At 61.5% G+C, this 10876-nt stretch carries 3 protein-coding genes; all 3 read left to right on the top strand.

Annotated elements, in window-relative coordinates:
- Positions 1-40: 40 nt before the first annotated feature.
- On the top strand, positions 41-5401 hold the full coding sequence (locus KBZ22_RS13835; RefSeq protein WP_396112167.1) for a choice-of-anchor I domain-containing protein: 5361 nt from the start codon (positions 41-43) through the stop codon (positions 5399-5401).
- A 233-nt stretch (positions 5402-5634) separates the two neighbouring features.
- On the top strand, positions 5635-8352 hold the full coding sequence (locus KBZ22_RS13830; RefSeq protein WP_255022413.1) for a M10 family metallopeptidase C-terminal domain-containing protein: 2718 nt from the start codon (positions 5635-5637) through the stop codon (positions 8350-8352).
- A gap of 123 nt (positions 8353-8475) precedes the next feature.
- Positions 8476-10876 (top strand): alkaline phosphatase (locus KBZ22_RS13825; RefSeq protein ID WP_255022412.1); only part of this gene is annotated, 2401 nt, incomplete at its 3' end.

Here is a 10876-nt window from a genome sequence, read left to right as displayed (position 1 = left end):
CGGATTATTAGATCTAAAAGCCCTTGGCGCCAACGCCGAAATTACCGCTTACAACCCAAAAAGCGGATATGCATACACCGTAGGCGGTGGATCTGGGGCAATCATTGTTATTGATCTACGCAACCCCACCACTCCATCTGCAGTTGGAAAGGGAACTCCATCAATCACCGGGCAAACGCTACAAAGCGCAGCGGTATTTGGAAATCTTCTTGCGGTAGCAGCCCAAAACGCAATAAAAACAAGCCCAGGAACAATACAATTTTTTGATGTAACAAATCCAGCTCTGCCGGTTCAGATCAGCACAGTTGAAGTGGGCGCCCTGCCCGACATGGTGAAGTTCAGCAGCGATGGCAGCAAACTACTGGTTACCAACGAAGGCGAACCCAACGCGCTCTACACGATCGACCCGGTGGGCTCGATCTCTCTGATCAACACCAGCGGCTACCTGGCCAGCACCCCCGCGGCGCCTGCCCAGGCTGATGTGCAGAGCGTGGATTTCAGTGCCTGGGAAAACCGCCGCGCTGAACTGATCAACCGCGGCATCCGCATCGGCACCCGCCTCGACGTCACCACCACCGTGGCGCAGGATATTGAACCCGAAGCGGTTGCCATCAGCGCCGACGGCAGAACGGCCTGGGTATCGCTGCAGGAGAACAATGCGATTGCACTGCTGGATATCAGCGGTGCCACACCCGCCATCAAAGAGATCTTCTCGGCCGGCATCAAGGACTGGAGCCGTGGGGTCGCCAGCGCTGAAAACTTCAGCTATCAGCTGACCTATGCCGCAGGCGCCGCCAACCTGCCGGCTGGTGTTCTGGCTGGCGGACTCTCTGGCCTCACCTTCGCCGGGAAGGAAACCGTTAATGGCGTTGAACTCGATGTTTACTTCTCGATCACCGATCGAGGCCCCAATGGCGACGTTGTGGCTGGCAAGCGCCAGTTTCTCGACCCCGATTTCCAGCCCAGCATCTACAAGCTGGGGATGAATCGCGCCACGGGCGCCATCAGCGAACTGGGCCGCATCGGCCTGAATCGTGCCGACGGCACCGCACTCACGGGCCTGCCCCAGCTGGCCAGCAAAGACGACATCCCAATTGACGGGAGCAACGCAGCCCTCGCCTACGACCCGTTCGGCATCGACTCGGAAACCGTATCGATCTTCAACGTCACCATCAATGGCACCAGCCGCAAGGTGTTTGCCGTTGGCGATGAATACCGGGGCCAGATCGCCCTGTTTGACTTCAACACCGGCAACCTGATCCAGCGCTACATCCCCGCCGGCCAGAAAGCCCAGCTGGCTGCCCAGCACAACGTGGGTGGTGCCACGCCGATCGGTGTCGAAACGATCGACAGCCTGCCGGCGGTGTACGGCAACCGCTGGAGCAACCGCGGCATCGAGGGCATGGCCTTCAATTCCAGCGATGGGCTGCTCTACGCCTTCATGCAGAGCCCCCTGGATGTGGATGCCAACGGTGACGGCGTCACCGAGGGCCGCAGCCGCTCAGATCTCACCCGCATCCTGGCAATCGACCCGGCCACCGGTGCCCCAGTGAAGGAGCACTTCTATCTCCTGAGCGGTCGCGCCGGCCAGGACAAGATCGGCGATGTGGCCTTCGACGCGGCCCGCGGGGTGTTCCTGGTGATCGAGCGCGACAGCAGCCGCAGCCTCACCGGCTTCAAGCAGGTGTATGAGGTGGATCTGCGCGGCGCCACCAACACCCTGGCGATCACCACCGCTACCGATCAGGCCAGCGATGGCTGGCTGGGCAAGATCAGTGTGGTCAGCCCCGAGCTGCTCGACATCCGCCGCGATCTGGTTGACCACGACAGCAATCCGGCCACTCCTGAGATCTTCAGCACCTCCAGCGCTGACGTCCTGGCCACCGCCGGCATCCGCCTGGCCCACAAGATCGAGCTGTTCAACCTGCCCTCGATCGGCGGCACCACCGCCTACGACAAGCCGGAAGGCCTCACCATCCGCGACGACGGCGCCCTGGTGATCAACTACGACAACGACTTCGGCACCGAAGGCGCCAGCGGCAACACCTTCACGGTGGTGAACTTCGATCGCGCCGGCTTCGACAGCTCCGACCGGGATGTGAATGGCAGCTCCGGTAGTGGCAATCAGTACCGGCCAATTAGCGGCCTGCCGGTGTACGGCCTCACGATGCCGGATGGCATCGCCACCTACACCGATGCCCAGGGCCGCCAGTTTCTCCTGGCTGCCGGCGAAGGCGACTCACGCGAGTACGAACCCGACAAGGGGAATGTCTTCTACGACCTCACCCGTGCGGATGCCAGTACCACAGTGAACGGCACTGCCTTCCGCGACCATCCCGGCGTCAGCGCCCTCAATGCCGCCTTCAACGAGGCAACCGGCATCAGCCGCACCCGCCTCAACCTGCTCAACGACTATGGCGACATCAACGGCGACGGCCAGATCGAGAAGCCCTTCAGCATCGGCTCTCGCTCCCTGCGCATCTACGACGACAAGGGTAACGTGGTGTTCGACTCCAGTTCTGCTCTGGAAGACCTAGCCAACAGCCTCGGTTACTTCACAACCAGCTACAACCGCGACGACGACAAGGGCACCGAGCCCGAGATGGTGGAGATTGCCACCGTGGCCGGCCGCACGTATGCGTTCGTAGCCCTCGAGCGCACGCCCACCAGCGTGGTGGCGGTGTTCGATGTGAGCGATCCCTACAACGTGGCCGCCGTGGATCCGGTGGTCTTCCCTGGTGCCAATCGCATCGAGGGCATCACCTTCCTGCGAAGTGCCGCCAGCGAGCCGGCCGGCCTGATCGCCAGCAGCGAAGGCAACGACAAGGTGAGCATCACCACAGCCACCGCCCTGGCCGAAGGCAGTGCCTTCAGGCTGCAGCTCTTCCACCTGGCCGACCAGGAGGGCAACATCTCCGCCCTCGACGATGCCCCCCGCCTCTCCGGGGTGCTCAATGCCCTGCGCGCCCAGGATATCGATCTCGATGGCATCCCTGGCTTCACCAACACCCTCACCCTCTCCAGCGGTGATGCCTGGATTCCGGGCCTGTTCTATGGCGCGTCGACCCAGGCCTACGGCGCCGTGGGTCGCGGCGATGTGCTGATTCAGAACGCTCTGGGGGTGCAGGCGATCGCCTTCGGCAACCACGAGTTCGACCAGGGCACTGCCGTGATCAAGGACCTGATCGGCGGCAACAGCGCCCCTGGCTTCAGCGGTACCGCCTTCCCCTATCTGAGCAGCAACCTCAACTTCGCCACAGACGCCAACCTGGCTGGCCTTGTTGTGGATGCCGGCCAGGCACCCAAAGCCAAGAGCATCACCGCCAGCGTTGTGTTCGACGTGAACGGCGAACAGGTTGGCGTCGTTGGTGCCACCACCCCCTGGCTGAAGACGATCTCCAGCCCAGGCAATGTGGGCATCTCCCCGGCTCCTTTCAGCGCCGTCCCCACCGCGGCCGAACTGGATGCCCTGGCCGCCGAGATCCAGAGCGATGTGGATGCGCTGATCACCGCAAACCCTGGCCTCAACAAGGTGATTCTGCTGGCCCACATGCAGCAGATCGGCATTGAACAGGCCCTGGCCGAGCGCCTACGCCATGTGGACATCATTGCCGCTGGCGGCTCCAACACACGGCTGCTGGATGGCAACGATCAGGCCCGCCCGGGTGACAGCACACAGGGCGTGTACCCGATCATCGAGACGGACGCCGACGGCAAGCCCGTGGCAGTGGTGAACACCGACGGCAACTACAAATACTTGGGGCGCCTGGTGATCGATTTCGATGCCAACGGCACCATCATTCCCGACAGCTACAACCCAGCCATCAGTGGTGCCTACCGCACCGATGCCGCCGGGCTGGCCGCCGTTGAAGGTGAGGCCTTTATCGATGCCCGCGTGCAGGCGGTGGTGGACAACCTGCGCAGCGTGATCGTGGCCCAGGAATCCGAGTGGTACGGCGTGAGCGAGGTGTTCCTCAACGGCAACCGCAACCCCGGCGTGCGCAGTGAGGAAACCAACCTCGGCAATCTCACCGCCGACGCCAACCTGGCCTACGCCCGCACGATCGATCCAACGGTGCTGGTGTCGCTGAAGAACGGCGGCGGCATCCGCAACTCAATCGGCCAGTCGGTGATTCCTACCGGCTCGGTGGATGGCAAGCCCGACCTGCTGCCTACCGCGGCGGTGTTCGATGCCCAGGGCAACGTGGTGAAGCCGGAAGGCGGCATCTCCCGCAACGACATCGCCAACGCCCTCAGCTTCAACAACGGCCTGTCGCTCGTGAGTGTGACCCCTGCCGAGCTGAAGGCATTGATCGAACACGGCCTCGCCGCAGGCGTTGGCCAAGGTCGCTTCCCCCAGGCGGGTGGCATGGCCTTCAGCTACGACCTCAGCCGCCCCGCAGGCGATCGCGTGCTCAACCTCGCCATCCAGGACGAAGCAGGCAACGATCTCGACATCGTGGTACGCGGCGGGGATGTGGTGGGAGATCCCAGCCGCAGCATCCGCATGGTGACGCTCGACTTCCTGGCCAAAAATGACGGCGACGGCTACCCCTTCTCTAGCCTCAGCAACGCCAACCGGGTCGACATCACTGAGCCGAATGAAACCCGCACCGGCATCGCCACGTTTGCAGCCAATGGTTCGGAGCAGGACGCGATGGCTGAATTCCTGGCCGCGCATCACAGCCCGGAGAACCCCTTTGCCAAGGCCGACACGGCGCCGGGTCTCGACACCCGCCTGCAGAACCTGGCAGTGCGCAGTGATGCAGTGATTGATCCTGTTCGGGTAGGCGGTATTGGCAATGATTCCACTGACCCGGATTCATCAACGATCCCTGGTTTCGACGGCAAGCTCGATACGGTGTTCACTGGAGCCGGCGATGACGTCGTCGATGTGGAAACACGCAGCGGCTATGGCAACTCCATCTTCACAGGCTCCGGCGTCGACACCATCTACGCCGGCAGCCGCGATGTGGTCACCGGTGGCAGCGGCGATGACGTGTTCTATGCAGAAGCCGGCGATGGCAACCGCCTCAGCGGCGGCCTCGGCAACGACCTCTTCAACATCGGTAGCTCGGGCAACCGCGCCCTTGGTGGAGCGGGGAACGACAAGTTCTATGTGCTTGAGAGTGCTGGCACCAACTACCTCAACGGTGGTGCCGGTGTGGATCAGTTCTGGCTGGTGAGCGGCCCTAGTGATCTGCCCGCGGCCAAGCAGTTCGTGATGGATTTCAAAGCCGGCGAAGACCTCATCGGCCTGCAGGGCATCGCCTACTCCAGCCTGAGCTTCACCCAGGTGGGCGCAGACACCCTGCTGAAGGTGGGCACGACAGAGGTGGGTCACTTCACCAACATCGCTGCCGCCAGCCTCAACAGCCAGACCAACTTCGTGTTCGCCTGATCATCCCTTGCAGCCTGGAATACATCTGGCATGTATTCCAGGCACCTGCACTTCTGAGGGATCTCCTTTAGAAAGTAAGTGGAGAATTAATTCTCAATCGATCCAGGCTTGAGTGGCCTTCTTTCCCGGCAGACAGATCAGAGCTCGCCAGTTTTCTTTATATTTTGACCCCCATTTTGCTAGTGCACTGATCAACACCGCCTTATCAAATCCACTCCCTCTCCTCACACACCATGACAACTCCTGTGATCAAGACCATCGGCCAAGTGACGGCCCTCATCCCCGAGGCCAGCACCGCCAATGACCCCAGCGAACTGCTGGATGGCCAGAGCGCTGACACCGCTTTCCCCTACGCCAAGTTCAAGGCACTGGCAACGGTGGGCGAGGTGGACCCCCTCACCAACAAAGCTCTCACTGGCTATCCAGATGGCAACGCCGCCTGGCTGAAGGACAACAACACGGTTCGGGTTGCCTACCAGTCCGAGTCCTACGCCACCATGTCGAATGAGACCTATGGCTGGCTGATGGAGAGCGGTGTGAAGTTCACCGGCTCACACATTCACTATATCGACTACGATCGCGCCAAGTTTGCCAGCTTCCTTGACAACGAGGCCCCGGCCAGCGAAATGTTCATTGCCTCGGGTCATCTGTTTGACAAGGTCTACAACGTCTTCGGCAAAGAAGTTACCGTCAAGACCACTGACAACAACGACCTCGGCGGCAAGTGGGGCAACCAGACCAATCCTGACGGAACCCTAGTTGAGTTCAAAACCTCCATGCGCCTCACGGAAGGAGATTTCTTCTTCCACTCTTTCTGCGGTGCCTGGTACGAGCCCGCCAACAAGTACGGCGCTGGCATCGGCTTCACTGACGACATCTGGATGATGGGTGAAGAGTGGAACATCGGTAGTTCCATGTTCGATGACCCGGATGGCAACGGCCCCCTGAAGGGTTTCGATGTGGCCAACGGCACCATGGGCCTCGCTTCCATGGTGGTGGACATCAAGAACGAGGTAGCCTACACGGCTCCTGCCCTGGGCCAGGCCGGCTACGAGAAGTTGATGCCGATCAACTCCGGCCACAAGGATTTCGTGGTGATCGTGGCCGCTGGCTACAACCACGACATCAACCCTGCGCCTCTCAAGGTTTATGTGGGTCGCAAGGGCTACGACGCCGCGGGCAACCAGATCAATTTCAATGACACCAATCTCAGCGAGCGTGATCGCTTCCTGGGCAGCAACGGCCTGCTCTACGGCCAGCTCTACGGCATGGCAGCAGATGCTGCAACGTATGCCGAGCTGGGCATCACAACCGCCAATGCCGACGACAAGATGCTCGACGCCTACCTGAAGAATGCGTCGGCTCCGGATCAGTTCAGCGCCCGCTACTACGCCACCGACTACCGCTGGGATGGCTTTGACACCCCTGAGGCCGTCAAGGACACCGAAGTTTTGCGCTGGGCCCAGGATGGTGATGTTGTCGGTGGCACGGCAGAAGCCAACAAGCAACCCACTGGCTATACCTTCTTCAACAGCGACACCAAAGTTGAGCATCCCGCCGCGGATCCGGATGGAAGCAAGTTCCGCTACATCCAGAATCACACCGCTACTGGTGCTGTCCTGGGGGTCGAGTTCACCAGCATGGTTCTCGATCTCACCAGAGACCTCGACGGCAACAAACTTCCCGACTACCTCTCCGCTGACGTCACCCGGATCCTCCCGGCTGTCAATGGCGCGCTGACCCTGGATGTGGGTGGCAAGGGCGAGGGCCACTACAACGCCACGGGCAACCCTAACGGTGCTACTGCCGAGAAGCACATCGAGGGGAACACAAACAAGTCCGTAGCTCCAGACGGCCTGCTCTGGGTCAAGTCTTCTGATGCCGATGTACTGATCGTTGATGAGGATTCCGGGAACGACTACGGCGAGCGCAAGTATGCCCTTGTGATCAACGAGGAGACCCTTGCGATTGAACCCGATGGCGAGGGCTACTTCATCGCCCAGGCCGGTGGCAACAAGAACCCGCGGGCCCTTGCTGGCGTCTCCACCTATGGCGGCACGTTTGAGCGCGCCACCGGCTCTGAATTCTCGGGCAGCTGGAATGTCACCGCCCTGGTGGCAACCAAAGCCGATGGCTCCTTTTACACCCAGGAGGAACTGAAGGGCAATGGTGTGCAGACCGTTGAGCAGAGCCGCCCTCTCGACGAACACCGCTTCATCGGCGTTGTGCAGCAACCGGGCGAGTCTGCCGGTGCCGTGGAAGCCACCAAGGCCGATTACGGCGGTCAGATCTTCATGTTCAGCCTGGATCTGCCCGGCATCGAGCCGAAGCCTGTCGTTGGCACCGCTGGTGCTGACACCCTGATTCAGCCCGATGCAAGCAAGGACCTCACGCTGATCGGCAACACCATCTTCACCGGCGCCGGCGACGACGAGGTGGATGTGGCCCTCAGCGATGGCTTCAAGAACCGCATCTTCACTGGCTCCGGCGTGGACACCATCTACGCCGGCACCCGTGACGTGATCACCGGTGGCAGCGGCGATGACGTGTTCTATGCCGAAGCCGGCGATGGCAACCGCCTCAGCGGCGGCCTCGGCAACGACACCTTCATCATCGGCAGCGCGTCCAACCGTGCCCTCGGTGGTGCAGGCGACGACAAGTTCTATGTGCTCGGAGAAGCCGAAACCAACCACCTCAACGGTGGTGCCGGTGCCGACCAGTTCTGGCTGGTGAGCGAGAACGGCGAGCTTCCTGACGCCAAGCAGTTCGTGATGGACTTCAAGGTGGGCGAAGACAAGGTGGGCCTGCAGGGCGTGACCTTCTCCAGCCTCAGCTTCACCCAGGTGGGTGGCGACACCCTGCTGACGGTGGGCACGACAGAGGTGGGTCACTTCACCAACCTCAGCGCCACCGGTCTCAACAACCAGAGCAACTTCGCTGGGTTGGTCTGAGTTCACTCTGGATTCAATCCCCGCCGATCTCCCCTCCTCTGGGGAGATCGGTTTTCTTCACAAGACGGCCTTTCCAGTTCCCTGCACTTATCCACTCAGCGGCAGTCCCGCGCTTACCACTCCATGTCAGCCTCGAACGTCAGCTTTGCCCACGGTGTTGCTTCGGGTGATCCCTACGCCGATTCGGTGATTCTGTGGACCCGGATCAGCCCCTCTGACGGATCTGGGGGGTCGCTTGACGTGCAGTGGCAGATCGCCACCAGCGCTGAGTTCGCGCCGGGCTCGATCAAGGGCAGCGGCAGCTTCAGCACCAGCGCCGCCCGCGACTGGACCGTGAAGGTGGAGGCGGCGGGCCTCAGCGCCGACACCACCTATTTCTACCGCTTCAGCTCCGGCACCACCGTGTCGGGCGTGGGCCAGACCAAGACCCTGCCGGTGAACAGCGATCCGGTGCGGCTGGCGGTGTTCTCCTGCTCCAACTTCACGGCGGCCCAGCAATTCGACGCCTACGCCAGGGCCGCGGCGATCAACAGCGCCAATCCTTACGACGCCTGGCTGCATCTGGGCGACTACATCTATGAATACGGCCCCGGCGGTTACGGCTCAGCGGAAGGCGCTGCTGGCAGCCGCGGTTTCCTGCCCGATCGCGAGATCCTCAGCCTGGGCGACTACCGCCAGCGCTACGCCCAGTACCACACCGATGCTGGGCTGCAGGCCCTGCGGGCCGCTGCACCGCTGATCGCCGGCTGGGACGACCACGAAACCGCCAATAACAGCTGGAGCGGAGGTGCCGAAAACCATCAGGGCGCAACGGAGGGCGACTGGATCGCCCGCCGTGATGCCGCCCTCAAGGCCTATTACGAGTGGATCCCCATCCGCGAACCCGGCCAGCGGCAGGCTGGTGATGGGACCAGCGCACTCTCGCCGCTCAGCCAGGCCTACCGCTCGTTCAACTTCGGCGACGTTTTGGCCCTGCATGTGCTCGAAACCCGGCTCACCGCCAGGGACGAGCAGCTGGATTACCCCGACGCCGCGGCAGTCCAAGCTCGCATTGGCGCGATCCTGGCCGACCCCGCCTTGGTGACCAGCTATGCCAGCAAAGCGAAGCTTGAACCACCCACCAGCCAAGAGGCCATTGCAGCCTTTGCCAACGCTCTCGGTCCGGTTGTCACACAAGAGCTTGTACTGGCCACAGTGCAGCAGGCCTGGAGTGACCCCAATCGGGACCTGATCGGCGACACTCAACTGGCATGGCTGCAGCAGCAGATGGGTGCCTCCACTGCCGCCTGGCAGGTGCTGGGCCAGCAGGTGCTGATGCAATCGATGGCCGTACCGGCCGAGTTGCTGCTCAACGCTGGTGATCCTGCACTGCTCGACAAGTACGCTGCTCCCCTGCAGAAACTGGCCACGGGCACCGATTTCAAAGATCTGAGTCCGAGCGAACAAGCTCTGTTCGCCGAAGCCGGCAAAATCCCTTACAATCTTGATGCTTGGGATGGCTATGGCGTGGAGCGGGAGACAATCCTGCAGACCGCTCAAGCCCTGGGCAAGCGCCTGATCAGCCTGGCCGGCGACACCCACAACGCCTGGGCCGGAGTGCTCGACACAATGACCGCCGGCAGCACCCAGCCCGCTGGCAGCGTTGCGGGGGTGGAGTTCGCCACCCCGGGCGTGACGGCACCAGGCTTTGAGAAGTACCTGCCGGGCGCCGATGCCTACATCCGCGCCAAGTATCCGGCCGTGGATGGCCTCGATGGCCTGTTCATGGGTTATGTAAGCGGCCTGAAGTACGCCGATCTCAACCGCCGCGGCTTCCTCGATCTCACGGTGAGCAAGGAGCAGGCGGTGGGCACCTTCCAGCTGCTCAACGGCACCGATCCGCTCAGCGGCAAGCCTGCCTGGAGCAGTGAGACGGTGGCCTCCAGCGCCAGCTTTGCCCTCTCCACCAGCGCCGAGGCCCGGCCCCTGATCAGCTGGCAGCCCAACTGGAGCGAGCTGGATCTCACCTTCGGCCTGGCCATCGACGCCACAGGTGCGGCGACGCCGCTGGATCCGGCCGCCTACGCCAGCGTGCCGCGCGATGGCGTGCAGCTCGCCGATGTGCGGGTGCAGGGCTCAACGGGCGCGGATCGGATTTTTACAGGCATCGGCTCATTGATAGATGCCCACGAAGGAAACGATGAGCTATTTACCACCGACAGCCTTGGCAATAACACCCTTATAGGTGGAAAAGGTATTGACAACTTCTACCTAAAACAATCTAGCGATTGGATTATTGGCGGCAGTTTATTTGGAAATCATGAAAAATATGGCACCAACCCTTACACTGCGTTAAGTGATATAACAACTGATAAGTTCTACATTGATTCCTCCTCTTTCCAAGAAGGAAAGCCCCCTGTAACTATCTCAGATTTTAGTTTTGGAACTGATCAGGCATTTATCGATGGTTTAGCCGTAACTGGCGATTGGCAACAGATCACAGATAAGCTGTCAAGAGCAGGTGTTCTATTGAATGCAACACCCC

Origin of the sequence: Cyanobium sp. L1E-Cus, assembly GCF_024345755.1 — a bacterium.
Classification (GTDB): Bacteria; Cyanobacteriota; Cyanobacteriia; order PCC-6307; family Cyanobiaceae; genus Cyanobium_A; species Cyanobium_A usitatum.
The sequence above is the reverse complement of the archived record's forward strand: the minus strand, read 5'-3'. Positions and strand labels throughout refer to the sequence as shown.

What these genes read in the sequence shown, in the direction of transcription:
- KBZ22_RS13830 (WP_255022413.1), top strand. Translation starts at nt 5,635, where the DNA reads ATGACAACTCCTGTGATCAAGACCATCGGCCAAGTGACGGCCCTCATC.